The 24537-nt window shown below is 45.6% G+C and carries 25 protein-coding genes and 1 other annotated feature; of the genes, 12 read left to right on the forward strand and 13 right to left on the reverse strand.

Annotated features, from left to right (window positions below; genetic code table 11):
* Window positions 1–187: 187 nt before the first annotated feature.
* Together sacX and sacY are read left to right on the forward strand one after the other, a co-directional pair.
* The gene (gene sacX, locus BSI_RS18130) at window positions 188–1567 is read left to right on the forward strand and encodes a SacY negative regulator SacX (RefSeq protein ID WP_003236086.1); all 1380 of its coding nucleotides are present in this window, start codon (window positions 188–190) and stop codon (window positions 1565–1567) included.
* 54 nt (window positions 1568–1621) lie between these two features.
* The gene (sacY, locus tag BSI_RS18125) at window positions 1622–2464 is read left to right on the forward strand and encodes a transcription antiterminator SacY (protein ID WP_003236088.1); all 843 of its coding nucleotides are present in this window, start codon (window positions 1622–1624) and stop codon (window positions 2462–2464) included.
* A gap of 53 nt (window positions 2465–2517) precedes the next feature.
* Here the strand turns inward: sacY and BSI_RS18120 are convergent, their stop codons facing one another.
* On the reverse strand, window positions 2518–3378 hold the full coding sequence (locus tag BSI_RS18120) for a glycosyltransferase family 8 protein (RefSeq protein WP_003236089.1): 861 nt from the start codon (window positions 3376–3378) through the stop codon (window positions 2518–2520).
* 110 nt (window positions 3379–3488) lie between these two features.
* The gene (locus BSI_RS18115) at window positions 3489–4202 is read right to left on the reverse strand and encodes a YwaF family protein (RefSeq protein WP_003236090.1); all 714 of its coding nucleotides are present in this window, start codon (window positions 4200–4202) and stop codon (window positions 3489–3491) included.
* Window positions 4203–4352: 150 nt separating this feature from the next.
* Here BSI_RS18115 and ywaE point away from each other — a divergent pair, with 150 nt between their 5' ends.
* The 3 genes from ywaE to BSI_RS18100 all read left to right on the forward strand — a co-directional run bounded on the left by ywaE (window position 4353) and on the right by BSI_RS18100 (window position 7880).
* Window positions 4353–4868, forward strand: coding sequence for a tyrZ transcriptional regulator YwaE (gene ywaE / locus BSI_RS18110; protein ID WP_003236091.1), 516 nt, complete (start codon window positions 4353–4355; stop codon window positions 4866–4868).
* Window positions 4863–5075: a binding site (T-box leader), on the forward strand. Its footprint overlaps the gene before it by 6 nt.
* Before the next feature lie 44 nt (window positions 5076–5119).
* Window positions 5120–6358, forward strand: a complete 1239-nt coding sequence (gene tyrS, locus BSI_RS18105; protein ID WP_003236092.1) for a tyrosine--tRNA ligase — start codon at window positions 5120–5122, stop codon at window positions 6356–6358.
* A gap of 154 nt (window positions 6359–6512) precedes the next feature.
* Window positions 6513–7880 carry a M28 family metallopeptidase gene (locus BSI_RS18100; protein ID WP_003236093.1) on the forward strand — a complete coding sequence of 456 codons (1368 nt, stop codon included), beginning with the start codon at window positions 6513–6515 and terminating at the stop codon, window positions 7878–7880.
* A 43-nt stretch (window positions 7881–7923) separates the two neighbouring features.
* Here the strand turns inward: BSI_RS18100 and BSI_RS18095 are convergent, their stop codons facing one another.
* The 6 genes from BSI_RS18095 to BSI_RS22620 form a co-directional block, all read right to left on the reverse strand.
* Window positions 7924–8763: a helix-turn-helix transcriptional regulator gene (locus BSI_RS18095; RefSeq protein WP_080030789.1), complete on the reverse strand. Its 840-nt coding sequence runs from the start codon at window positions 8761–8763 to the stop codon at window positions 7924–7926.
* Between the two features lie 68 nt (window positions 8764–8831).
* Window positions 8832–9215: a carboxymuconolactone decarboxylase family protein gene (locus tag BSI_RS18090; protein ID WP_003236095.1), complete on the reverse strand. Its 384-nt coding sequence runs from the start codon at window positions 9213–9215 to the stop codon at window positions 8832–8834.
* Window positions 9202–10416, reverse strand: coding sequence for an MFS transporter (locus BSI_RS18085; RefSeq protein ID WP_003236096.1), 1215 nt, complete (start codon window positions 10414–10416; stop codon window positions 9202–9204). The genes BSI_RS18090 and BSI_RS18085 overlap by 14 nt, the downstream gene beginning before the upstream one ends.
* 138 nt (window positions 10417–10554) lie before the next feature.
* Window positions 10555–11187 carry a GTP pyrophosphokinase YwaC gene (gene ywaC / locus BSI_RS18080; protein ID WP_003222250.1) on the reverse strand — a complete coding sequence of 211 codons (633 nt, stop codon included), beginning with the start codon at window positions 11185–11187 and terminating at the stop codon, window positions 10555–10557.
* Window positions 11188–11329: 142 nt separating this feature from the next.
* Entirely contained in the window at window positions 11330–12265 is a 936-nt protein-coding gene (locus tag BSI_RS18075) for a 1,4-dihydroxy-2-naphthoate polyprenyltransferase (RefSeq protein WP_003236099.1), read from the reverse strand.
* Window positions 12266–12426: 161 nt separating this feature from the next.
* Window positions 12427–12561: a hypothetical protein gene (locus tag BSI_RS22620; protein WP_032731716.1), complete on the reverse strand. Its 135-nt coding sequence runs from the start codon at window positions 12559–12561 to the stop codon at window positions 12427–12429.
* A 149-nt stretch (window positions 12562–12710) separates the two neighbouring features.
* Here BSI_RS22620 and BSI_RS18070 point away from each other — a divergent pair, with 149 nt between their 5' ends.
* The 7 genes from BSI_RS18070 (at window position 12711) to BSI_RS18040 (ending at window position 19082) form a co-directional block, all read left to right on the forward strand.
* Window positions 12711–12860, forward strand: coding sequence for a teichoic acid D-Ala incorporation-associated protein DltX (locus BSI_RS18070; protein WP_003227330.1), 150 nt, complete (start codon window positions 12711–12713; stop codon window positions 12858–12860).
* 17 nt (window positions 12861–12877) lie between these two features.
* On the forward strand, window positions 12878–14389 hold the full coding sequence (gene dltA, locus BSI_RS18065; protein ID WP_003236103.1) for a D-alanine--poly(phosphoribitol) ligase subunit DltA: 1512 nt from the start codon (window positions 12878–12880) through the stop codon (window positions 14387–14389).
* On the forward strand, window positions 14386–15573 hold the full coding sequence (dltB, locus tag BSI_RS18060; protein ID WP_003236105.1) for a D-alanyl-lipoteichoic acid biosynthesis protein DltB: 1188 nt from the start codon (window positions 14386–14388) through the stop codon (window positions 15571–15573). The genes dltA and dltB overlap by 4 nt, the downstream gene beginning before the upstream one ends.
* A 16-nt stretch (window positions 15574–15589) precedes the next feature.
* Window positions 15590–15826 (forward strand): D-alanine--poly(phosphoribitol) ligase subunit 2, encoded by a 237-nt coding sequence (dltC, locus tag BSI_RS18055; RefSeq protein WP_003227325.1) that lies wholly within the window; start codon window positions 15590–15592, stop codon window positions 15824–15826.
* Window positions 15826–17004 (forward strand): D-alanyl-lipoteichoic acid biosynthesis protein DltD, encoded by a 1179-nt coding sequence (dltD, locus tag BSI_RS18050; RefSeq protein WP_003236108.1) that lies wholly within the window; start codon window positions 15826–15828, stop codon window positions 17002–17004. Before dltC ends, dltD begins: the two co-directional genes overlap by 1 nt.
* Window positions 17005–17090: 86 nt before the next feature.
* Window positions 17091–17849: an SDR family oxidoreductase gene (locus BSI_RS18045; RefSeq protein WP_003236110.1), complete on the forward strand. Its 759-nt coding sequence runs from the start codon at window positions 17091–17093 to the stop codon at window positions 17847–17849.
* 141 nt (window positions 17850–17990) lie between these two features.
* A complete protein-coding gene (locus BSI_RS18040; RefSeq protein WP_003236112.1) occupies window positions 17991–19082 on the forward strand; it encodes a branched-chain amino acid aminotransferase in 1092 nt (363 codons plus the stop codon).
* 30 nt (window positions 19083–19112) lie between these two features.
* Here the strand turns inward: BSI_RS18040 and licH are convergent, their stop codons facing one another.
* The 5 genes from licH to licR form a co-directional block, all read right to left on the reverse strand.
* On the reverse strand, window positions 19113–20441 hold the full coding sequence (gene licH / locus BSI_RS18035; RefSeq protein WP_003236114.1) for a 6-phospho-beta-glucosidase LicH: 1329 nt from the start codon (window positions 20439–20441) through the stop codon (window positions 19113–19115).
* Window positions 20438–20770, reverse strand: coding sequence for a PTS lichenan transporter subunit IIA (gene licA, locus BSI_RS18030; RefSeq protein WP_003236116.1), 333 nt, complete (start codon window positions 20768–20770; stop codon window positions 20438–20440). Before licA ends, licH begins: the two co-directional genes overlap by 4 nt.
* Before the next feature lie 18 nt (window positions 20771–20788).
* Window positions 20789–22147 carry a PTS lichenan transporter subunit IIC gene (gene licC / locus BSI_RS18025; protein ID WP_003236118.1) on the reverse strand — a complete coding sequence of 453 codons (1359 nt, stop codon included), beginning with the start codon at window positions 22145–22147 and terminating at the stop codon, window positions 20789–20791.
* 15 nt (window positions 22148–22162) lie between these two features.
* Window positions 22163–22471: a PTS lichenan transporter subunit IIB gene (gene licB, locus BSI_RS18020; RefSeq protein WP_003236120.1), complete on the reverse strand. Its 309-nt coding sequence runs from the start codon at window positions 22469–22471 to the stop codon at window positions 22163–22165.
* Between the two features lie 128 nt (window positions 22472–22599).
* Window positions 22600–24525, reverse strand: coding sequence for a transcriptional regulator LicR (licR, locus tag BSI_RS18015; RefSeq protein ID WP_003236122.1), 1926 nt, complete (start codon window positions 24523–24525; stop codon window positions 22600–22602).
* Window positions 24526–24537 lie beyond the last annotated feature (12 nt).

Consider the following 24537-nt stretch of genomic DNA (forward strand, 5'->3'; position numbering starts at 1 on the left):
GGCTTATTACGGCGCCATGGACAACCCCTATTCTCATGCTCCGTCACCGACGCGGGCATTTTTTGTTGTCCCTGCACGTTTTGTCATTATCAGCCGGTATTTCTCACTTTTTTCATTTTGATTGTCAACTTTTCATTTGATACGATGAACAAGCCGACTTTTCTTCAGCAAAGGAGGTTTTGATTGCTTGCAAAAAGAGATTGCAAAAGAATTATTGCTCCTCGCAGGAGGAAAAAGCAATATTATCAGCATCAGCCATTGTACGACCCGTCTTCGTTTTGAGGTAAAAGACGAGACGAAAATCGATATACATGCCATAGAAAATCTGCAAGGTGTACAGGGCACCTTTTTCCGATATGGGCTATTCCAGATTATCTTCGGAGCAGGCATCGTCAACAAAATATATAAAGAAGTCGTTCACGTGTGGGAGGCCGCGCCTTCTGAAGAGCCTGTTCAACAGAAAAAGGCCAGCCGGAAGCTGAACCCTGTCGCAGCATTTGCAAAAACACTGTCCGATATTTTTGTGCCGATTATCCCGGCAATAACAGCAAGCGGCCTGCTCATGGGGCTGATCGGAATGATTAAGGTGTTTCACTGGTTCGCAGCTGACAGCCCGTGGATCAAAGTGCTCGACCTCGTGTCCAGTACAGCCTTTATTTTGCTGCCGATTTTGGTCGGCTTCAGTGCCGCACGGCAATTTGGAAGCAACCCATATTTAGGGGCAGTGATAGCAGGGCTCCTGACGCATCCTGATCTGCTGGACCCGTCTATGCTCGGCAGCAAAACCCCCGCTTCCTTAGACATCTGGGGGCTGCATATACCAATGATGGGCTATCAGGGCTCCATTATCCCGATTCTTCTCTCCGTTTATGTCATGAGCCAAATCGAGAAGCTGTTAAAATCGATTGTGCCGAAGTCGCTCGATGTCGTCATCATTCCTTTTATTACGGTCATGATGACAGGGTGCCTCGCGCTGATTGTGATGAATCCCGCCGCGTCTATCATCGGCCAGATCATGACACAGTCGATTGTCTATATTTATGATCACGCCGGCATTGCCGCCGGAGCCCTGTTCGGCGGCATCTACTCCACCATCGTTCTATCTGGCTTGCATCATAGCTTTTATGCGATAGAGGCAACGCTGCTTGCTGATCCGCATGTCGGAGTGAACTTTTTAGTGCCGATATGGTCGATGGCGAATGTGGCCCAAGGCGGAGCGGGGCTTGCGGTTTTCTTCAAAACGAAACAATCAAGCCTGAAGAAAATTGCGCTCCCTGCTTCCCTGACCGCGTTTTTAGGCATTGTGGAGCCGATTGTATTCGGAGTAAATGTCAAACTGATCCGCCCCTTTATCGGAGCTGCCATCGGCGGCGCTATTGGCGGAGCATACATGGTTGCGGTACATGTCGTGTCGAATTCCTACGGACTGACAGGCATTCCGATGATTTCAATCGTGCTGCCGTTCGGCGCAGCTAATTTTGTTCATTATATGATCGGTTTTTTGATCGCGGCCGTCTCTGCTTTTATAGCTACATTGTTTCTCGGGTTTAAAGAAGAGACAGAATAACTGGATTTATTCGTTTTCATTCATAAAACGGGGGATGAAAGGACAAAAAAAGCTATGAAAATTAAAAGAATCTTAAATCATAATGCTATCGTCGTAAAGGATCAAAATGAAGAGAAGATTCTCTTAGGTGCAGGAATTGCGTTCGATAAAAAGAAGAATGATATTGTCGATCCGTCAAAAATAGAAAAAACCTTTGTCAGAAAAGATACACCTGACTATAAGCAGTTCGAAGAGATTTTAGAAACATTGCCGGAAGACCATATTCAGATTTCCGAGCAAATTATCTCCCATGCCGAAAAAGAGCTGAACATCAAAATCAACGAGCGCATTCACGTCGCTTTTTCAGACCATCTTTCCTTTGCAATCGAACGCCTGAGCAATGGAATGGTCATCAAAAATCCGCTGCTGAATGAGATCAAAGTTCTTTATCCGAAGGAATTCCAGATCGGCTTGTGGGCCAGAACGCTAATTAAAGATAAACTGGGGATTCACATTCCTGATGATGAAATCGGCAATATCGCCATGCATATTCACACAGCAAGAAACAATGCCGGTGATATGACACAGACGCTTGATATTACAACAATGATCCGTGATATTATCGAGATTATTGAAATTCAGCTGTCAATCAATATTGTTGAAGATACCATTTCTTATGAACGGCTTGTGACCCATCTCCGCTTTGCCATTCAGCATATCAAAGCGGGTGAATCCATTTACGAGCTGGATGCAGAAATGATCGACATTATTAAAGAGAAGTTTAAGGATGCCTTCCTGTGTGCCCTAAGCATCGGCACATTTGTGAAGAAGGCATACGGCTTTGAGTTTCCTGAGAAAGAATTGTGCTATATCGCCATGCATATTCAGCGGTTTTACCAACGGTCAGTCGCACGCTGAGGCAAACAAAAAAAACGCTTTTGAGCTGATCAAAAGCGTTTTTTAAATCCGATTTATTGGTTGATCGCCGGATTGCTGATTGTATTCCACTTCGTATACGACATGTAATGGAAATACTGATCGCGATACGGGTGTTTCGTATTGGAATTCCAAGGCTTTTCTCCGCCGCAGAAGTGGACAATGGCCGGGTTTTCTCTCGTTTCTCTATAAAGTTTCTGGCCTAACAGCGTCGCAGGCGTTTTTTGTTTTAATATGATATAGGTTTGAGCATTCCAGCGCGGATGAAGTTCATACCACTGATCATACAAGATCGCATTCAGTGCATCTTGATCGTGCAGCACAAGAAAGTCTTCAGACGGGTTTTCATTGATAAAGTTGATGACTTTTTCTGTGATGTTTTGCTTTCTCCAAGGTTCAAAATCAATAATCATGATACCTGAGTTAAAATACTTCCCTGTATCACTGACATTCATTTCTTTCAGGCGTTCATGCTGCCCCGCATCCTCAACAGCAGCAACCGTATATGGCGCAATATCCAAGTCCCACAGTTTCGAAATATCCTCAAGGATAATCGCATCACAGTCGATATAAATCATTCGTTTGATGCTTTCGTCCTTAATTAAGTCAGGAATCGAAATGCGGTAATACGCCGCTTTTGTAATATGGCTGCTCTCTACCGCATGTTCATACATATTGGTATCCACTTCTAAAAATTCAATCGGGACGCCGAATTTCAATGTGGTTTCTTCCAGTCTTCTTTTGTTATCAGGCTTAATTCCACCATCAATGACGTATAATTTTATCTCTCTCTCCCGATCCATATTTGTCAATAAAGAAACGAACATCCCACCTAAATGACGAGCATAATTATCATCTGCGCATGACACGATATGCATAATTTCATCTTTCTTCAATGGTATTCATCTCCCTTTGTGTTGTACAAGTTACATTCCCGATTTCAGAAAATTAAACACTATTCTTCAATATTTTTTTAGACAGAATGTGCTATACAACAAAAAAGGTGTCACTTTTTGAACATGCGATATAGCCAATAAAGGACAAAAAAGCTTGCGATCGTAATGGCTTCAGCCGAAGCGATATACCACGGCCACGGCCCGAGAACATCCAGGAGAGAAGAACCGCCCGGTTTTTTCGTCAAATACATGTAATTCGCGCCAATCCAGCGGTCAAGCAGATAAATGCAGACTCCGTACACATTGACAATCAGGACGGTCACCCATAAGGAGCGCTGGCCCATTCTGTAAGTGCCGACCACTGCCATCAGCAGGCAGGATAAAAACACAGACCCATGCGAAATAAAAAAGAGGATATATCGCACATGCGGAAATGAAAACATACCGAGGTCAGGTGTCAAAAGAGCCTGAATCGAGCTGCCGATGCCGACAAAATATAAAAATACAAACAGCCTCCTGCTTTTGGTAACCAGCATGATGGCTGACAAATACACCGACAGGTCACTAAGCTGGAGAGGCAATGAAGTGCGCACCGACCACCTGCCCGTGGCAATCATCCATATTTGATAGCCGATTTGCGAACCAAGCAACAGAAATACAAACAAATAGCGCAGAAACCGGCTGACATTAGGCCGCTTGACCGCCTTGCGGAACAGAAACAACAGAATGGCCAAAAGAGCGATAATCGCTAACGTCACCACATGCTCTGCTGAAAAAAGATGAAACGGATCATGTTTATAGACGGATTGAACATATTTTTGCAAGATTGCACCCCCGTTTGTGGTCTTTTCTTTATTTTGGGGTTCTTGCGGCGTTTTTTATTCAACCGATATATTGGCTTGAAGTTCAAATCAAACTCTGTTACAATTCATTTCATAGCTAATGATTCTGATAATTTAAGGCAGGCCTAAAAAATGGAACGTTCCTATCAACATCAGCAGCTTCGGAAAGAGGAACACGACACACTTTCTAAGCTTAAACAAATGCCCGTTGAGTCACTGAACCTGGAAGCCATATCGATTGCGACGAATCTGTATCGGTCTGCGCAAAAGCTCCGTGTCAAAATGGAGACTGAGGTTCTTTCTTCTTATAAACTTTCTTGGACCGCTTTCTCCATTCTTTATGATCTATGGGTATGGGGGAAGCTCGAAACGAGAAAAATTGCTGAACTGTCAGGCATTTCAACAGCTACAGCAAGCAACGTGATCAAAACGCTCGAAAAAAAGAGTTTTTGCCGTAAAAGCATCGACACAAGAGATCGACGACTCGTGTTTGTCTCCATCACCGATTCCGGCAAACAAGCGATCGAAGAACTCTACCCGGAGTTTCACAAAGGGGAAGCAGAGCTCATTGCGGGAATGACGAAGGACGAACAGAAAACACTGACAGAGCTGCTTAGAAAGGTAGCTGACAATCTTCATACAACATAAGCTTTGACGGGAATCCAGTAGCGGTTTGTCTCCCTGTTTCAGAGAGCCGGCGGAAGGTGCGAGCCGGCACACAGGCAAACGTGAATTACCTCCCCGAGCTTTCTTTGTGAACCTTAGTAGCAAAGAACGGAAAACCGTTATTCGAATGAGCGGAAGACGATGTCTTCAACCAGGGTGGTACCGCGTGCATTGAGCCACGTCCCTTATCGGGATGGGCTCTTTTTTGTGTTTCTAAAAAAGGAGGATAAACGATGAAAACATTTGATCAGCTTACAGCTGCACAGCAAAAAGAAGTCGAAAGACAGCTTCAGTTATACATGACAGGCGCCCATGAGGTCATACCACCGGAAGAATTAAAGGCCAAGCTAGTCAAATCCGTTTCCACAGGCATACCGCTTAAAATTAAGCTCGGATTAGATCCGTCTGCACCAGATGTGCATTTGGGCCATACAGTTGTGTTAAACAAGCTTCGCCAATTTCAAGAAAACGGCCACATTGTTCAGCTGTTAATTGGGGATTTCACAGGAAAAATCGGGGATCCGACCGGAAAATCAGCAGCCAGAAAGCAGCTGACTGATGAAGAAGTTCAGCAAAACGCCAAAACATACTTTCAGCAATTTGGAAAAGTGCTTGATCAAGAAAAAGTCGAGCTTCACTACAACTCGAAATGGCTGAAAACATTGCATCTGGAGGATGTCATTGAATTGGCAGGCAAAATAACGGTAGCCCGCCTGATGGAGCGCGACGACTTTGAAGAACGCATCGCCATGCAAAAACCGATCTCACTCCATGAATTCTTTTACCCGCTGATGCAGGGATACGATTCCGTCGTTCTCGAAAGCGATATTGAATTAGGCGGAACAGACCAGCATTTCAATGTGCTGATGGGACGGCATTTCCAAGAACGATACGACAAAGAAAAACAAGTTGTCATCCTTATGCCGCTCTTGGAAGGCTTGGACGGCGTTGAAAAAATGTCGAAGTCAAAACACAACTACATCGGCATTGACGAACATCCAAACGACATGTACGGAAAAACAATGTCACTGCCCGACAGCCTCATGAAAAAATACATTCATTTGGCAACGGACTTAGAGCTTGAAGAGAAAAAACAGCTCGTGAAAGACTTAGAAACCGGCGCCGTTCATCCAAGGGATGCCAAAATGCTTTTAGCCAAAACGATTGTCCGAATGTATCACGGAGCAGAAGCCGCTGAAGCTGCCGAACACTCGTTTAAAACAGTCTTTCAGGAAAACAGCCTGCCTGAGGATATTCCGGCTGTGAAATGGGAAGGCGAGAAAGCGCCAGCGGTTGTCGATCTGCTCGTCACATTGAAGCTTCTCTCTTCGAAGAGCGAAGCGCGCCGCATGATTCAAAACGGCGGTGTCCGAATCAACGGAGAGAAAATAACAGATATCCATGCTGATGCAGAGATAAAGGAAAATATGATCATCCAAGTCGGCAAACGCAAGTTTTTAAAACTTCAATAGTCTGATATTCAGAAACGCTTATGCCCCTTCATTCATAAGCGTTTTTTTGCAGGTATAAAGCACTGTCTTTTCAAAAACGCTCTCCATTTTGCAGGAAATACCTTTAGCATCCCGAAATAATCCTCATCCATACATTAGGGGAGGTTTATTTTCGATGAAAAAGCTTTTGACTGTAATGACGATGGCTGTTTTAACTGCCGGAACGGTTCTCTTGCCGGCACAGAGTGTCACCCCTGCCGCCCGCGCTGTTCAAATATCAGATAGCGAGCGAGAGCTCCCATTCAAAGGAAAGCGTGCTTATTCCACCATTTCTCAGCTCAGTGAAGCAATCGGCCCCAGAATAGCCGGAACTGCCGCTGAAAAAAAGAGTGCCTTATTGATCGCCTCAACCTTGAGAAAATTAAAACTTGATGTGAAGGTTCAACGATTCGGTATCCCTGACCGGCTTGAGGGAACGCTGTCTTCAGAAGGACGCGACATTCTTCTCCGGGCGGCATCCGGCTCAGCCCCGACTGAGGAAAAAGGGCTGACGGCTCCGCTTTACAATGCCGGCTTAGGCTATCCAAAGGACTTCACCGCTGACGCCAAGGGCAAAATCGCCTTGATTGCCAGAGGAGATCTGACATTTTACGAGAAAGCCAAGAACGCCGAAGACGCCGGAGCGAAGGCTGTCATCATTTATAACAACAAAGAAAGCCTCGTGCCTGTGACGCCAAACCTATCGGGAAATAAAGCCGGCATTCCTGTCGTTGGAATTAAGAAAGAAGACGGTGAAGCCCTTACCCAGCAAAAAGAAGCCACCTTAAAACTAAACGCATTCGCAAACCAAACCTCCCAGAACATCATTGGTATCAAAAAACCAAAGAACATCAAACATCCAGACATTGTGTACGTGACAGCCCATTACGACAGTGTTCCTTTTTCGCCCGGAGCAAATGACAACGGCTCAGGAACCTCTGTCATGCTGGAAATGGCGCGCGTTCTAAAAAGCATTCCTTCTGACAAAGAAATCCGCTTTATCGCTTTCGGCGCTGAAGAGCTCGGCCTGCTCGGCTCCTCTCATTATGTAGATCATCTATCAGAAAAAGAGCTGAAACGAAGTGAAGTGAACTTTAACTTAGACATGGTAGGCACAAGCTGGGAGAATGCGTCTGAGCTGTATGTCAACACATTGGACGGCCAATCTAACGCTGTTTGGGAATCCAGCCATACGGCCGCTGATAAAATTGGGTTTGACAGCCTGTCTCTGACACAGGGAGGATCATCTGATCATGTGCCGTTCCACGAAGCCGGCATTGATTCCGCCAACTTTATTTGGGGAGACCCGGAAACCGAAGAAGTTGAACCGTGGTATCATACTCCTGAAGACTCGATCGAACATATCAGCAAAGAACGCCTCCAGCAGGCCGGCGATCTTGTGACAGCCGCTGTCTATCAAGCTGTGAAAAAAGAGAAGAAACCGAAAATCAATAAGACACAAATGAAGGCCAAAGCCTCTGACATTTATGAAGATATTAAATAAGAAAGACGGCACTTGCTGCCGTCTTTTTAAGGTAATGAGCTATTTAGCTGTCTATAAGTAAAGCTTTCAGTTTATCTGCCGTATTTTCTTTCTCTAACGGCCGATAAATGGTCAGTTTCAAATCCGGTGAGTCATAAATTTGCAATGTCATATGCTCCATCACCATTGTGCCCGCTGCCGGGTGATGAAGTACTTTTTCTCCTGCGTGTGTGCCTAACACTTCGTGGTGGTTCCACCATTTTTTAAATTCTGGGCTTACTTCAGTTAACTCATCAATCAGCTCTTTTATCCATGCTTCCCCGAGAAACCGGCTGGCTGTCGATCGAAATTGTGCGATGAGTTTTTTGGCGTGGCTTTCCCAGTCGTCCAGCAGATTCCGGTACTCTTTCGACGTGAAACATCGCCATATGGCGTTCCTTTCCTTTCTGCCCATTTGGCCAAAATCGCCGAACACCGCACAAGCCGCCGTGTTCCAAGCAATAACGTCCCACTTTTCGTCAGTCACATAAACAGGGCAATTGGTTAAATGATCAATAAAGTGCCGCACAGCCAGAGGAAGGCTCTTGTTTTCCTCATCCTGATCATCTAAAAGAACATGATGTCCTGCCAACAGAAAGACATGGCGTTTTTCCTCGTAATTCAATTTGAGCACTCTTGATATGCTTTCCAGTACCTGTGTCGATACCCGAATATCCCTTCCCTGCTCCAGCCATGTGTACCATGTGACACCGATACCGGCCAGCTGGGCCATTTCCTCTCTTCTTAAGCCTGTCGTTTTCCTTCTGGTGCCTAAAGGCAATCCGAATTCTTGCGGAGAAAGCTGCGCCCTTTTTAATTTTAAAAATTCACCAAGTTCTTTCCGTTTTTCTGCCATACCGTCCACATACACACTCTCCTCCTGCATAGAATTTCCTATTTGTATTCTACATAAAAAAGGAGAAGGTTTTTATATTATTTGTTTCGTTCTGCAAATACTTCCGCAGCCACAGGCAAAATGGTATTCAGCGCATTCGGGAATCCTGAGTAAATAATCATCTGCATCATCACTTCTATGAGTTCTTCTTGTGTCCATCCGACATTTAGGGCTCCGTTAATATAGAATTTTAACTGTTGCGTATTGCCCAATGCAGTCAATCCGGCAACTGTTGCTAATAATCTGGATTTCAGATCAAGGCCCGGTCTTGAAAAAATCTGTCCGTAATTAAACTCCAGAGCAAGCACACCAAGGTCCGGAGCGATGGATTGTTTAAAACTGTCTACGATCGCTTCATAGTTCTCCTCATCAATTTGTTTTAGAATATCTAACCCTTTTTTATAATGTTCACTTGTTTGCACCAGCTTCTATCTCCCTTCTGATATCGCTTTGTTTAGCAGCTCGATTTATGGTAATCCTTGAACTGAAGGCAATACCAATCATGATCATCCCCAGAATACAAACGCCGTTCCAATGAAACAGCATCCAGACTGCACCGCCTGCATACGACCCCAAGGCGCCGCCTAAAAACGTGCTGACCATAAAGATGCCATTCAATCTGCTTCTCATATCAGCGGACAACTGGAAAATCTCCGCCTGACATGCCACCTGGTTCGCCTGAATGCCCATAGTGATGAATAAAGCGCCCAGCACAATCACAAGCATTGAGGTCCGGCCCGCCATTAACAATACAAATGACAATAAGGTAAAAGACATACAAAGCTTGTTGGCAAAAGCCGCTCCTTTTTGATCAATAATCCGGCCGATCAGAGGAGTCGCAAAAGCCCCGCCAATCCCCACCAAACCGATTGTTCCGGCAGTCTGGCTGCCAAACGAGAATGGCGGTTCACTCACCATAAACACTAACGTCGTCCAAAATAAACTGAAGGCGCCGAACATGAAGCCTTGGTTTACACATGCTTTTCTTAATGCTTTCTCCTTGATCAAAAGCGGAAATAATGAAGAAATGAGTTTTCCATAACCAACGGCATGTGTCCCTTTGCTTTTCGGAAAGCAGAAGCGAATGATCAGCATAATGATGACGGCTGCTGCACAGGCAATCCAATACATCACACGCCAGCCATATTGGGCATCTATCGCCCCGCTGACCACTCTCGCACCTAATATTCCGCAAACCAAGCCGATAGCTACGTTTCCGAGTACTTTTCCTCTGTTCTTGTCATTTGCTAAACCTGCCGCAAACGGCACAAGGATTTGAGGAATAATCGTGAAGAACCCCAGCAATAAATTTGTGACGGCCAGCCATGAAAAGCTTACAGCTAACGCTGAAGCGGCTGAGCAAACCCCCACTAAGAACAGCAGGCCCACAATGAAGCGGCGGCGTTCAAATAGATCTCCCAATGGAACAAGCAGCAGATTCCCCGCTGCATAGCCGATCTGCGCCAATGTAGCAATCATCCCAGCTTGTGCCGCTGTCACATGAAACGTGCCTGCCATGCTGACAAGCAATGTTTGATTGATATAGACATTAGCGACAGTAAACCCGCTAGTCACCGCCATCAGAAAGATCAAACCTCTCGATAATGAAATGGAATGTTTCATGTTTGCCTCCTTTCTTCATGCATGATAAAGCAGGTGCAATCATAGAAACAGAAGTGAGTTTATACTGGTATAGAAAGTACTAGCAAAGCAAAAAAGCGAAACCTTGTCAGGCTTCGCTTTTGTAAAATATAATGTTCATCAATCCACTTCTTTCTTAATCCCCAGCATTTTCTCATCTAAATAATGGGCGATCTCCGCGGCTTCCTTCAGCTCATCTGTTAATTGCTTAGGAACGTCATTGTTCAATTTATAGTAAATTTTATGTTCAAGGCTCGCCCAGAAATCCATCGCGATCGTCCTGATTTGAATTTCTGCTTTGACGTATTCCACACGGTTCGTTAAATTCACAGGCATCTCAATGATTAAATGCAGGCTTCGGTAGCCGTTCGGTTTTGGCGTCTGGATATAATCCTTCACCTTTACGATTCTCAAATCTTCATGCTGCTTCAACACATTTACGACATTATAAATATCAGAAATAAAGGAACAAATGATGCGCACACCCGCAATGTCATTGATGTGCTCCTTCATTTCCTTTGTCGTAATCTCGCAGCCCTTTCTCATTAATTTATTCACGATGCTTTCAAAGCTTTTGACACGGGATTTCGTATGTTCAATCGGGTTGTGTCCGTGTATGAGGTTATATTCCTGGCTGATAATTGAGAACTTTGTATCCAGCGCATCAAGCGCAAATTTATAAACTAATAATTCATTTTTCCAATCTTCCATTACCGTTTTTAAATCGTCCATATGTGTTACAGATAAATCCATTTTCGTCATCTCCTTTAACGGATCTTTATCCGCTGTCCATGTACTAGACGTGCCTGCCTGCTGCAAGGTTCTATGATTTTTTTTACAAAATACTGTCGAATGTAACAAAAAAAGACCGCACGAAACGGGCGGTCTTTCGGTTTTATCGGAAGTAGCTGATCAATAATCCGATCGATAGCAGGAATCCGAAAAATGTATTCGTTTGGGCTGTTGATTTCATTGCGACAATCATATTCATCGGCAATTCTTTTTGGACGAAGCCCTTCACTGCCTGAACTGGCTTAGGCACGCTCAAAAAGACGACAAACAGCCACGGGCTTGCGGCACCGGTAATGACCAAGCCGACAACCCAAATATAAGCGACAGCAAACGACGCAGCCAAGAGAGTGACAGCTCCCTTATGCCCCATCAAAATCGCCAATGTTTTGCGTCCGCCTTTTTTGTCCTCTTCAATATCGCGGATGTTGTTCGACAGGTTAATCGCGCCGACAAGAATCGCAATCGGGATCGAAATCAAAATGCTTTGTGTGTTGATCATATCTGTCTGAATGAAAAACGAAATCAGCACAAACACTGAACCCATGCAAATGCCTGAGAATAACTCGCCGAACGGCGTGTATGCAATCGGCAGCGGCCCGCCTGTATACAGGTAGCCGATCGCCATGCCGACAAGGCCGATCACAGCGAGCCACCAGCTGCTGCTTGCGCAAATATAGACACCGAGCAGAATGGCAATCCCGTATGATGCGAGGGCTAATTGCAAAATCGTCTTAGGCTTCATTCCGTGGCGTACAATCGCCCCTCCGATTCCGACAGATTCTGCTGTATCTAGCCCGCGTTTAAAATCGTAGTATTCATTAAATAAGTTCGTCGCAATTTGAATCCATAAGCAAGAAAACAGCATAGCCAGAAACAGCAGCAGATCAACCTTCACATAAAACATCGCCAAAACCGTTCCGAGCAGCACAGGCACAAACGATGCGGTTAACGTATGAGGACGGGTTAACTGCCAAAGGATCTGCCCCATGCTTTCTTTTTCCGGCGCTGTCTGACCCTCACCCTTATTTGTTTGGTTCATCTTCCTCTTCCTTTCTATTAAAAGGCTTACTTTTTTTCAGCCGGCAGCTTGATAAAAACTCCTTTTGCTTCCTTATCTATCATAATGACTTCTCCCTCATTTCACAAGATACCGCAAGAAGGCGTTTTCTTTCTTATTATACGCTTTCCGCCCCGATTTCATTAGGTTTCTGCTTTCACCCGAACGAATAGGTACAGAAAAATTTTTTTAAGTACATTACGCTTTTTAAAAGTTAAAAAGATCTTTTGACTCCATGTAGGTTTTCCTTTATTATAAATCAGCTCGAGACTTTCCATTCTTGCCCTTGCAGGTATAAAGTTTCATTTTCAAAAGCAGACGCCGATATATTATTTTGAGGGAGATTAGGGAAAAAATGAAACTTTTTGAGCATCTAATCGTCAAATACTCATGTGATTGTCGAAAAAACGGGAAGGGAATTTTTGATATGCTGCAATTGATGAAACAGCTGTATGAAAAGCCCGCTGTCAAGTGGACATGTCATACAGGATTTTATTTGATGATACTGCTTGTTTTGTTTTTTATGTATGGTTTTCACACCGCGAATACCGGTTCATATATTTATAACGATTTCTAATTGGAGAGAGAATAACTATGAAACTTTTACATGCTATTCAAACACATGCGGAATCTTATCCGCAAACCGATGCCTTCCGCTCTCAAGGCCAGTCGCTCACGTATCAGGAATTATGGGAGCAGTCTGACCGAGCGGCTGCCGCGATTCAAAAACGCATTTCTGGGGAAAAGAAATCTCCTATCCTTGTGTACGGCCATATGGAGCCCTGTATGATCGTTTCCTTCTTAGGAAGCGTCAAAGCGGGACATCCTTATATTCCGGTTGATCTGTCCATTCCGTCCGAGCGGATTGCGAAAATTATCGAAAGCTCTGGAGCAGAATTGCTGATCAATGCAGCCGGACTTCCAATTGATACAGACAGCCAGCAGATTCAGACGGTTTCAGCAGAAGAACTGCTGGAAAACGAAGGCGGCTCTGTCAGCCAAGATCAATGGGTCAAGGAACACGAGACATTTTATATCATTTACACTTCCGGAAGCACGGGAAATCCAAAAGGCGTGCAGATTTCCGCGGCGAATCTTCAAAGCTTCACAGACTGGATTTGTGCAGACTTTCCAGTCAACGGAGGAAAAACATTTTTAAACCAAGCGCCGTTTTCATTTGATTTATCTGTCATGGATCTTTATCCATGCCTTCAATCAGGCGGGACTTTACACTGCGTGACAAAGGATGCTGTGAATAAGCCGAAAATCTTATTCGAAGAGCTGAAGAAGTCCGGGCTGAATGTGTGGACATCAACGCCTTCCTTTGTGCAGATGTGCCTGATGGACCCAGGTTTTTCACAAGACCTGCTGCCTGATGCAGACACATTTATGTTTTGCGGAGAGGTTCTACCGGTTTCTGTGGCAAATGCGCTGCTTGAGCGTTTTCCGAAAGCAAAAATCTTTAATACGTATGGTCCGACTGAAGCGACAGTGGCTGTCACATCCGTTGAAATTACAAGTGACGTCATCAGCCGCAACGAATCGCTTCCAGTCGGCTTCGCCAAGCCAGATATGAACATTTTCATTATGGATGAACAGGGACAGCCGCTTCCTGATGGAGAAAAAGGAGAAATCGTCATTGCAGGGCCGAGCGTAAGCCGAGGCTACCTTGGTGAGCCAGAGCTGACGGAAAAAGCGTTTTTCTCTTATGAAGGACAGTGGGCATACCGGACTGGCGATGCTGGCTATATCCAAGATGGTCAGATTTTCTGCCAAGGACGTTTGGATTTCCAAATTAAACTTCACGGCTACCGAATGGAGCTTGAGGAAATTGAGTTCCATGTCAGACAGTCTCAGTACGTTCGTTCTGCTGTTGTGATTCCGTATCAGCCAAACGGAACAGTCGAGTACCTGATCGCTGCTGTTGTGCCTGAGGAGCATGAGTTCCAGAAGGAGTTCCAGCTGACAAGCGCCATTAAAAAAGAGCTTGCCGCTTCCCTTCCGGCGTATATGATCCCGAGAAAATTCATCTATCAGGATCACATTCAAATGACGGCCAACGGCAAAATTGACCGGAAGCGCATCGGCGAAGAGGTTCTTGTATGACGCCTTACAGCTCGTTTTTATTCTTTATACTGCTTGGCATTCTTCTTCTGCCGACGATCATTCTCGGCCTGAACGGAAAAAGATTTCAAGCATACAACATGTTCATATCTATCATTATATTGGCTTTAATTTTTTCGCACGACTTACATGGGGTCATCGCACTGTGTCTGTTTACGATATGGCAGGTGCTCTTGATCAGCGGCTATCTGGCGTACCGGCAGAAAGCGAACAGCGGCTTTGTCTTTTGCGGAGCTGTTATCGCGGCGATTCTGCCTTTATTCTTGTCAAAAATATGGCCGTTTCTTTCACACCCGCAGCCGCATCACCCGCCACATAACCTGATCAGCTTTTTAGGGATTTCGTATTTAACCTTTAAAGGCGTTCAGCTGATTATGGAAGCAAGGGACGGTCTGCTGAAGGAACAGCTGCCGCTGCACCGCCTACTGTATTTCATCCTGTTTTTCCCGACGATTTCCTCCGGTCCGATCGACAGATACCGCCGGTTCGTCAAGGATGAACAGAAGGCTTGGACGAAAGAAGAATACGCCGACCTATTGTATACAGGGATTCATAAGATCTTTATCGGTTTCCTGTACAAGTTTATTATCGGCTATGCAATCAATACGTACTTCATCATGAATCTTCCCGCGATCACGCACAATAAGATTCTTGGGAACCTGCTGTACATGTACGGCTACAGCATGTATTTATTCTTTGATTTCGCCGGCTACACGATGTTTGCCGTCGGGGTCAGCTATATCATGGGCATTAAATCACCGGAAAACTTTAATAAACCGTTTATCAGTAAAAATATTAAAGATTTCTGGAATCGCTGGCATATGTCTCTGTCATTTTGGTTTAGAGATTATGTGTTTATGAGATTCGTATTTTGGATGACAAAGAAAAAGTGGATCAAAAACCGTATGGCTGTCTCAAACATCGGGTATTTCCTGCTGTTTATGCTGATGGGGGTTTGGCACGGGCTTGCGCCGCAATATATCATCTACGGCCTCTATCACGCCGTGCTGATGACGTGTTACAACTTTTTCGAGAAGTGGAATAAGAAATATAAATGGCTGCCGTCCAACCGCTGGACAACCGTTCTCGCTATTGTGATCACGTTCCACTTCGTTTGCTTCGGGTTTTATATTTTCTCAGGAAAATTATTTCATCACCACCATTAAAGGAGATTAGAAAGCTATGGATTTTAAACAAGAGGTATTAGATGTTTTAGCAGAGGTTTGCCAGGATGACATCGTAAAGGAAAATCCTGATATTGAAATTTTTGAAGAAGGTTTGCTTGATTCTTTTGGAACAGTAGAATTGTTGCTTGCGATTGAAAACCGTTTTGATATTTTAGTGCCGATCACTGAATTTGACCGGGATGTTTGGAATACGCCTAACAACATTGTAAATCAGCTGTCTGAGTTGAAATAATGAAAAAGCGTTTTTTCGGTCCAATTATTTTGGCGTTTATTCTATTCGCAGGCGCCATCGCAATTCCATCTTCATGGCTGACAGGCTTCATCACCGATAAACGGGTGAAAGAGTCAGCAACAGCCTTGAACCCAAGTATGTTTCAAGGGCTTTATTTACAAGATCAAATGCTCAAAGATCCGACATATCTTCCGATTTACGGGTCTTCTGAGCTTTCCCGGCTGGACGAGTTCCACCCATCTAATTATTTTCAAGTAAACAATGAGGGGTTCACGCCATACCTTGTCGGCAAAGGCGGGTCCCAGTCATTGATTCATTCTTTAAACTTCGCTGCCCATATGGATCAGCTGAAAGGCAAAAAAATCGTATTCATCGTGTCTCCGCAATGGTTTATTAAGCGCGGGTCTGATGAACAGCATTTCGCCCCGAACTATTCTGCGCTGCAAGGGCTAGATTTGGCATTTAACGAGCAGATCGACCCTGATGTGAAAAAGAAAATGATGAAACGCATGCTGCGCTTTAAGGCCGTGCAAAACGATGCGATTCTTTCCGAGCTGTACAAAGCAATGATAAACGGCCAGACATGGAAAGCAAACGCGCTGAAGCCGGCGGCAAAAGTCTATTACAGCATGCTGGAAAAGAAAGACATGTATTATTCAGCGACGGAATCATCCGGGCCAAAGCGTTATATCTCGCAGTCAGTAAAGGATAAGTCATGGTCTGAATTAAATAAACTCGCAGATCAATCAGGCAAACGCCATTCCGGATCTAACGATTTTCATATCGACAATCCAGTTTATAAAAAGCTGAAGCCGAAAGTGCCAAAGCTGAAAGGGAAAAACAAAGGAAGATCGTATGCGGTGTCACCGGAATACGGCGACTTTGAAATGATGCTTGATATCCTGAAGGATGCGGGTGCAGAGCCTATGTTTGTCACCATCCCTGTTAACGGAAAATGGTACGACTACACAGGCTTCCCGAAAAAAGGCCGCACTGACTATTACAAAAAAGTGAATATGCAGATTAGAGCGAAGGGTTTCCAGGTTGCTGATTTTTCAGGGCATGAATATGACCCGTATTTCATGAAAGATACCATTCACATCGGCTGGAAAGGCTGGGTGTACGTCGATAAAGCAATTGACGAATTTTATAAAACCGGAAAAGTCACTTCATCCTGAGCATCTCGTAGGACGCTGCTGCATATTTCCTGCTAAGATTTGAAATAGTAAAGGAATCACAGCCAACTAGTAAGAGGTGTACATTAATGAAGATGACAGGCAATACGGTTTTAATTACAGGGGGTTCCGCAGGCATTGGGCTTGAACTGGCCAAGCGGCTGCTGGAGCTCGGTAATGAAGTCGTGATTTGCGGACGCAGCGAAGCGCGTCTTACAGAAGCAAAGCAGCAGCTCCCAAACATCCATACAAAGCAATGTGATGTTGCAGACCGTTCGCAGCGGGAAGCATTGTTTGAATGGGCTCTAAAGAAATTTCCGAACCTGAATGTTCTGGTCAATAACGCCGGCATTCAAAAGGAGATCGACTTCAAAAAAGGGACAGAGGAGCTTTTTGAGGACGGAGATGAAATTGAACTTAATTTCCAAGCGCCTGTCCATTTATCAGCTCTTTTCACACCTCATTTGATGAAGAAGCCCGACGCGGCAATTGTTCAGGTCACGTCGGGGCTTGCGTTTAACCTGTTAGCTGTTTATCCGGTGTACTGTGCAACAAAAGCGGCGCTTCACTCGTTCTCGCTTACACTCAGACACCAGCTTCGCGATACGAGCGTGGAAGTGATTGAAATGGCGCCTCCTATGGTGGACACGGGATTAAACCAAAAATCACGCGATAAACAAGGCCTGACATACCGCGGCATTTCAGCTGAAGAATATGTTCAATATTTCTTGGACGGCTTGAAAGAAGGCAAACAAGAGATTACAAATGAACGTGTTGAAGGTCTTCGGAATGCCACTCGCGCCGATTATGACAGGGTGTTCGAACAAATGAACACGCAGGAGAATTAATTTCTCCTGCTTTTTTCTTATGAATTTCTTACAAATTTGAGCAAACCTATTGCGAATATTTGTTGAAGGTATACAATAGAATATAAATTATTTTCAAATAAGTTTGATAATATAAACAATTTAACAGCAGGGAGATTGACCATGACTAAACAAACGATTCGTGTTGAATTGACATCAACCAAAAAACCGAAACCAGACCCAAATCAGCTTTCGTTCGGAAGAGTGTTTACAGACCACATGTTTGTAATGGACTACGCGGCGGATAAAGGATGGTACGACCCAAGAATCATTCCTTATCAATCTATTTCAATGGACCCAGCGGCAATGGTATATCACTACGGCCAAACCGTGTTTGAAGGGTTAAAGGCTTACGTCTCAGAGGATGACCATGTCCTGCTTTTCAGACCGGAAAAAAATATGGAGCGCCTGAATCAATCAAACGACCGCCTCTGCATCCCGCAAATCGATGAAGAACAGGTTCTCGAAGGCTTAAAACAGCTTGTCGCGATCGATAAAGACTGGATTCCGAATGCGGAGGGCACGTCCCTTTATATCCGTCCGTTCATCATCGCCACCGAGCCTTTCCTCGGTGTTGCGGCATCTCATACGTATAAGCTCTTTATCATTCTTTCTCCGGTCGGCTCATATTACAAAGAAGGCATCAAGCCGGTCAAAATCGCTGTTGAAAGTGAATTTGTCCGTGCGGTAAAAGGCGGAACGGGAAATGCCAAAACCGCAGGGAATTACGCTTCAAGCTTAAAAGCGCAGCAGGTAGCCGAAGAGAAAGGATTTTCTCAAGTACTCTGGCTGGACGGGATTGAAAAGAAATACATCGAAGAAGTCGGAAGCATGAACATCTTCTTCAAAATCAACGGTGAAATTGTAACGCCAATGCTGAACGGAAGCATCCTGGAAGGCATTACGCGCAATTCCGTCATCGCCTTGCTTAAGCATTGGGGCCTTTCCGTTTCAGAACGGAAAATTGCGATCGATGAGGTCATCCAAGCCCATAAAGACGGCATCCTTGAAGAAGCCTTCGGAACCGGTACAGCTGCTGTTATTTCCCCGGTCGGTGAGCTGATCTGGCAGGATGAAACACTGTCGATTAACAACGGTGAAACAGGAGAAATCGCAAAAAAACTATATGACACGATTACAGGCATTCAAAAAGGCACTGTCGCGGATGAATTCGGATGGACGACTGAAGTTGCAGCGCTGACTGAAAGCAAATAAGAAAAAAGCCGGCCACTGGGCCGGCTTTTTTTACGCTTCAATTTTGTTAAAGAACTGCGGCAGGTACGCTTTGTGCGCCTCCATCATTTCGTCTAAAATCTGTTTGGCCACAGTGTCGGATGGAACGAGCGGGTTAATCGTCATGGCGAGGAGTGCTGTTTGATAGTCGCCTGTGACCGCCGCTTCTGCCGCGACACGCTCAAAGGATTTGATTTGCTGAACGAGGCCCCGGACAGACACTGGCAAGTCGCCGACAGCTATTGGCTTAGGGCCGTTTTTCGTCATCACGCAGTTCACTTCAACCGCGGAATCGTCTGGGATGCTGGCGATTGCGCCGTTATTGACCGTGTTCACCGGCTGAATGTCGTGTTTATCATTGTAAATGGAGCTGATCAAGTTACACGCTGCATCGCTGTAGTAAGCACCGCCCCGTTTTTCCAGCTGCGGCGGTTTGATCGCAAGGTTCGGATCTTTGTAAAGTTCGAACAGCTCTTTTTCGACCTTCTGCACAACTTCAGCGCGGGTGCCTTCCGTTTGTGATGCTTCCAGTTCATGCTCCAGCATCTCTTTTGTTTTGAAATAGTAACGGTGGTAGCCGCAAGGGATGATATCGAGCGCTTTTAAAAAGTCCGGCTCCCACTCTGCTCCTGAGATGTTTTTCATCGTCATTGCGTTTTTCGGATCACCCATCGCTTCGATTACTTGATCCTTCACACTTACGCCGTCCAAGAAAACATCCAGCCCGAACACCATGTGATTTAATCCGGCGAATTGGACTTCTACGCGGTTCACATCTACGTCAAGCGCTTTGGCTACACCCATTTTGATGCCGATCGGAACGTTACAGAGACCGACGACTTTCTTCAGGTTAGAGTAACGAAGCAAGGCCTCTGTCACCATGCCGGCAGGGTTTGTGAAATTGACGAGCCATGCATTCGGGCAGAGCTCTTCGATATCCTTTGCGATCTCAAGGATGACCGGAATCGTTCGCAACCCTTTAAACAGGCCTCCCGGGCCGTTCGTTTCCTGGCCGATGACGTCATATTTTAATGGGATGCGTTCATCCTTAGCTCTTGCCTGCAGAAGCCCGACACGGAATTGAGTCGTGACAAAGTCTGCGTCTTTCAGCGCTTTTCTCCGGTCGAGCGTAAGGTGAATGTCGATTGGGACGCCGGCTTTTTCAACCATCCGTTTGGCGAGCGTACCGACAATATTCAGCTTTTCTTCGCCCTCAGGGATATCGACGAGCCATAATTCACGGACAGGCAGCTCATCATACCGTTTAATGAACCCTTCCACGAGCTCTGGCGTGTAGCTTGAACCTCCGCCAATCGTTACAATCTTCAATCCTTTTGTCATATGCTTGCTCCCCTTTGCTCAGTGATTTTTTCATATAACTCAATGAACTCCGCCGCCAGATCCTTCACTGTCATCGCATTCATTAAATGATCCTGTGCATGCACCATCAGAAGCGTCATTTCCGTTTTTTCTCCGCCCGCTTCATTTTGGATCAGCTCTGTCTGATAATGATGGGCTTTTGTTAATTCTTCTGCGGACTCTTGAAGCTTTTTCCGCGCTTCTTCTGCGTCACCGCTTTTCGCAGCGGCAATGGCCTCCATTGCGGAGCTCCTTCCGTTTCCTCCGTGAAGGATAATTTGAAAAATGATTTGCTCCATATTCTCATTCACGCGATTCACTTCCTTTCTCTACAGAGCCGCTTCTTTGTCATCTGATGCTGCAGGCGGTTGGACCAGCTCCAGATCGTTTTCTTCTTTCAGCTTCTGTTTATCCCACATTCTAAAGAACGGGTAGTAGACAACAAAGGATACGGCGATATTAATGGCTTGCATGACCGCACCTGAGACTTTTCCCCCTGTCGCCAGATAGCCTGAAAAGATCGGCGGCATGGTCCATGGAACTGCGATACCCGCCGGTTTAGCAACAAGTCCGGTGCTCATTCCGATGTATGTGAGTGTCACTGTGACAAGCGGCGTGATGATAAACGGAAGTAAGAGCATCGGGTTCATGACGATCGGCATTCCGAAAATAATTGGTTCGTTAATATTGAAGATGGCCGGCCCGATCGCAAGCTTTCCGAGCTGCTTCATTTGTTTGCTTCGGGCGCGCAGGAACATCGTGACAACCAGTGCCAAAGTGGCTCCGCTTCCGCCGATATTGATCCAGATATCAAAAAACTGCTGGGTGAAAATCTTAGGCAGCTCCTCACCCGCTTGGAACGCGATCCTATTGGCATCCATGGCGCCGTACCAAATCGGTGCCATGACGCCGCCGACAATGTTGGCGCCGTGAAGGCCACAGGCCCATAAAAGCATTTTGACGGCTTCTGCGACAAGGCTGCCTCCGAGGCTTCCGCCAAGAATGGAAAGCGGCGTTCCCAGTAAAACGCTTACAATATTATGAAGGCTTTCAAACGGTGTCGCTTCAACAATCAGCCGGGCTGCCCAAATCAGGAAGATGACGGCAAAACCGGGGATTAACGCGACAAATGACTTGCTGACTGCCGGCGGAACGCCATCCGGCATTTTGAAGACCAAATTGCGCTGGATAATGAGGCGGTAAATCTCTGTGGACACCATCGCGATAATCATGGCGACAAACAGGCCTTTGCTTCCCATGAGTGAAAGCGGAATCCCGCCGCCGACCATAATCTCTTTCGTCGAACCATCAGGCGTAAACGGCACTTGATACGGTGTCGCTAACAAAAATGCCGCAAGTGAAATAGCTCCGGCCGACAAGGCATCAACACCGTATTTCTCGGCGAGCCGGTAGGCGATGCCGAACGCGGCGACCAGACCCATAATTTCAAAGGTGGCGTCAACTGGGTAGGCCAGCTTTTCAGACCAGGCGCTGCCAAACGTTTTTGCCATAAACTCAGCGTATCCCGGGATCGGGAGGTTGCCGATGATGAGGAAAAAGGAACCGATGATAATCAGCGGCATCGTAAGGATGATACCGTCACGCAGCGCCTGCAAATGGCGCTGTCCCGCAATTCTTCCCGCTATAGGCATGACCTTTTCTTCTAAGATCTGATTGACTTTATTCACATAGCCCGCCCCTCTCTATGACACATATCCAAGCTGTTCAGCCGATTTCAGCACTTCTGCCCCGTTGCACGTGCCATAATGGACGGTATTAATGACGTCTACCGGAACCCCCTTTGACTCTCCTAGTTTTTTCAGCTGCGGAAGCATATAACGGACTTGCGGGCCGAGAAGCAATACATCCGCTTTATCAATATGATTTTGTACAGAATCACCTGAAACTGCCCAAATGGTATAGTCTTTTCCTTGTTCCTGCGCACTTTTTTCCATCTTGCTCACCAGTAAGCTAGTAGACATGCCTGCTGCACAAACGAGTAATATATTCATGTAAAAGACCCCCTAGAGTTTGATCAATTTTGTCATGTCCTGTTGTTGATATCATCATATTATGAAATCGCTTTCATAAACACTCAAGGTTTTTCCGCAGGAAACGGAAAAAAGGTATATACAGGCTGTCAGTTCAGCATTTTTTGGTCAAACACATCCGAAAGCTCTTGATACGAACGGCATTTGATCAGCTGGTTCACCGCCGCCGGGTCATCCAAAATGCTGCCAAGCAGTTTATACATGCTTTGCAAATCCGCTTTGTTCTCCTTTTCGACACAAAGCAAACAGACAAATTGAACACGCTGCTTCTCCCAATCTATCGGTTTTTTGAGCGTACAAACGGCCCAAAATGTTGTTTTTGTCTGCGGAACGAGCGGGTGCGGTATGGCAACAAGATTGCCAAAGCACGTTGGCGACATGTCTTCTCGTTCAAAAATGGATTCTATGATTTCTTTTTCGGCATAGCCGCAATCAACTGCTTTCTGCCCTAAAAATTGAATCACTTCCTCTTTTGAGCGCAGATCCTTCTGGAAAAACACGAGTTCTTTTTTCAGGTAGCGGGCTGCTTTTTCTTTTTCATCACTCAGAATGGATTCGATTTTTATAAAGTCGGTTCCGCCCAAGAGTGTGTTGACCTTCAGCACTGGTACAGGGAGCTCTTTTTTGATCGGGATGGTGCTGATGACAAAATCAATGGATTCATAGGACATCTGGTCAAGACTGTAATACTCAGCAGTTCCTAGAATATCGAGCCGTTTGCCGAAATGGGAGCGGAGTTTTTCACGCAGTAGCTGAGCGCTCCCGGCACCTGATGCGCACACAATGATACAGCGCTTCGGCGGGCTTTCTGTTTTTTTCCTTTCAATCGCGGCGCCAAAGTGGAGGGCCAAATAACCAATTTCGTTTTCATGAATGTCGATGCCCGTTTGTTCCTTTATCACCATTCCGGCAACGATCCCGGCTTCAAAAGCGAGAGGATAGTGTTCCTTGATCGCTGCCAGCATCGGATTTCTCAGGTTCATGCCGTATCGGTTGCGGCTGATTGCCGGCTTTATATGGAGCGCTAAGCCGATTTTCAGCTCTTTGTCATGCAAGATTCCGAGCTTCAGTTCTCGATCAACGGCCTTTATCATAGCAAATGTCAGCAGATCGGTTTCTTCGTCTATTGAAAATGTGTCCTCCCCGCATTGTGGTTGTGTCATTCGCTTTGTGCCGAGGAGATGCATGGCGATATAGGCCGTCTCGTCTTTCGGAAACGTAACGGCAAGTGCTGATTCCAGCTCTTTTACGATGGCTTCGGCAGCCAGGTATTCTTTTTGATGCAGGATATGATCCATATCTTCCGGGAAAAGAGATACGTAGTTTTCCGTTCTGATCCGTTTACAAGCGATGGCAATATGGATGATGAGGTTATTCAGTCCTAAGTTAGACAGAGGGATGCGGTCGTTTTTGATTTTTTTCAGGATGGCTGAACGGATGATTTCGATTTCTTCATCTGGCAATATATCAGCCTTTTCATTCAGAACATCAATCTCTGTTTCTCTTTCATCGACAATGTACTCTGCCATACAGTACCTCATCTGGACCTCGTCCCCGCGCAGCTTGAAGCCGTAATTCGGGCGTGTTTCCATGACGATGCGATAGGGCAGCAGACGTTTCTTTACTTCTTTTAAATCCGTTTGGAGTGTAGATTTTGAGATAAATAGTTCTTCAGCCAATTCATCGAGCTTGAGGTAATGCTCCGCCAGCAGCAGACGTTTCATGAGATAGGCCATTCTCTCCTCCGGCAACACCGGCAGGCCCTTTTTTTGCTGAAATACATCTTGCAGCAGCATTCTGAATGTCTGCTCATCGTGAATGCGGAGTATGTAACCAGATCCTCTTACCGATTGGACAAAGGCACCATGACCGCTTATCACGCCTTGCAATTCCTTTATATCATTGCGGACCGTCCGCGTCGTCACGTTTAATTGCGCGGCAAAAAACGAGCTTGTCACCGGGGCTTCAGCCGCCATCAGCAAGCGTAAAATATCACGAAGTCGCCCATGAAGCATGAGAAAAACCTC

The sequence above is a fragment of the Bacillus inaquosorum KCTC 13429 genome (genome assembly GCF_000332645.1).
Taxonomy (GTDB): Bacteria; Bacillota; Bacilli; order Bacillales; family Bacillaceae; genus Bacillus; species Bacillus inaquosorum.

Excerpts from the sequence above, each read along its gene's own strand:
- sacY (WP_003236088.1), top strand. The coding sequence starts at position 1,622 with ATGAAAATTAAAAGAATCTTAAATCATAATGCTATCGTCGTAAAGGAT.
- ywaE (WP_003236091.1), top strand. The coding sequence starts at position 4,353 with ATGGAACGTTCCTATCAACATCAGCAGCTTCGGAAAGAGGAACACGAC.
- tyrS (WP_003236092.1), top strand. The coding sequence starts at position 5,120 with ATGAAAACATTTGATCAGCTTACAGCTGCACAGCAAAAAGAAGTCGAA.
- BSI_RS18100 (WP_003236093.1), top strand. The coding sequence starts at position 6,513 with ATGAAAAAGCTTTTGACTGTAATGACGATGGCTGTTTTAACTGCCGGA.
- BSI_RS18085 (WP_003236096.1), bottom strand. The coding sequence starts at position 10,416 with ATGAAACATTCCATTTCATTATCGAGAGGTTTGATCTTTCTGATGGCG.
- ywaC (WP_003222250.1), bottom strand. The coding sequence starts at position 11,187 with ATGGATTTATCTGTAACACATATGGACGATTTAAAAACGGTAATGGAA.
- BSI_RS18075 (WP_003236099.1), bottom strand. The coding sequence starts at position 12,265 with ATGAACCAAACAAATAAGGGTGAGGGTCAGACAGCGCCGGAAAAAGAA.
- BSI_RS22620 (WP_032731716.1), bottom strand. The coding sequence starts at position 12,561 with ATGGAAAGTCTCGAGCTGATTTATAATAAAGGAAAACCTACATGGAGT.
- BSI_RS18070 (WP_003227330.1), top strand. The coding sequence starts at position 12,711 with ATGCTGCAATTGATGAAACAGCTGTATGAAAAGCCCGCTGTCAAGTGG.
- dltA (WP_003236103.1), top strand. The coding sequence starts at position 12,878 with ATGAAACTTTTACATGCTATTCAAACACATGCGGAATCTTATCCGCAA.
- dltB (WP_003236105.1), top strand. The coding sequence starts at position 14,386 with ATGACGCCTTACAGCTCGTTTTTATTCTTTATACTGCTTGGCATTCTT.
- dltC (WP_003227325.1), top strand. The coding sequence starts at position 15,590 with ATGGATTTTAAACAAGAGGTATTAGATGTTTTAGCAGAGGTTTGCCAG.
- dltD (WP_003236108.1), top strand. The coding sequence starts at position 15,826 with ATGAAAAAGCGTTTTTTCGGTCCAATTATTTTGGCGTTTATTCTATTC.
- BSI_RS18045 (WP_003236110.1), top strand. The coding sequence starts at position 17,091 with ATGAAGATGACAGGCAATACGGTTTTAATTACAGGGGGTTCCGCAGGC.
- BSI_RS18040 (WP_003236112.1), top strand. The coding sequence starts at position 17,991 with ATGACTAAACAAACGATTCGTGTTGAATTGACATCAACCAAAAAACCG.
- licH (WP_003236114.1), bottom strand. The coding sequence starts at position 20,441 with ATGACAAAAGGATTGAAGATTGTAACGATTGGCGGAGGTTCAAGCTAC.
- licB (WP_003236120.1), bottom strand. The coding sequence starts at position 22,471 with ATGAATATATTACTCGTTTGTGCAGCAGGCATGTCTACTAGCTTACTG.
- licR (WP_003236122.1), bottom strand. The coding sequence starts at position 24,525 with ATGCTTCATGGGCGACTTCGTGATATTTTACGCTTGCTGATGGCGGCT.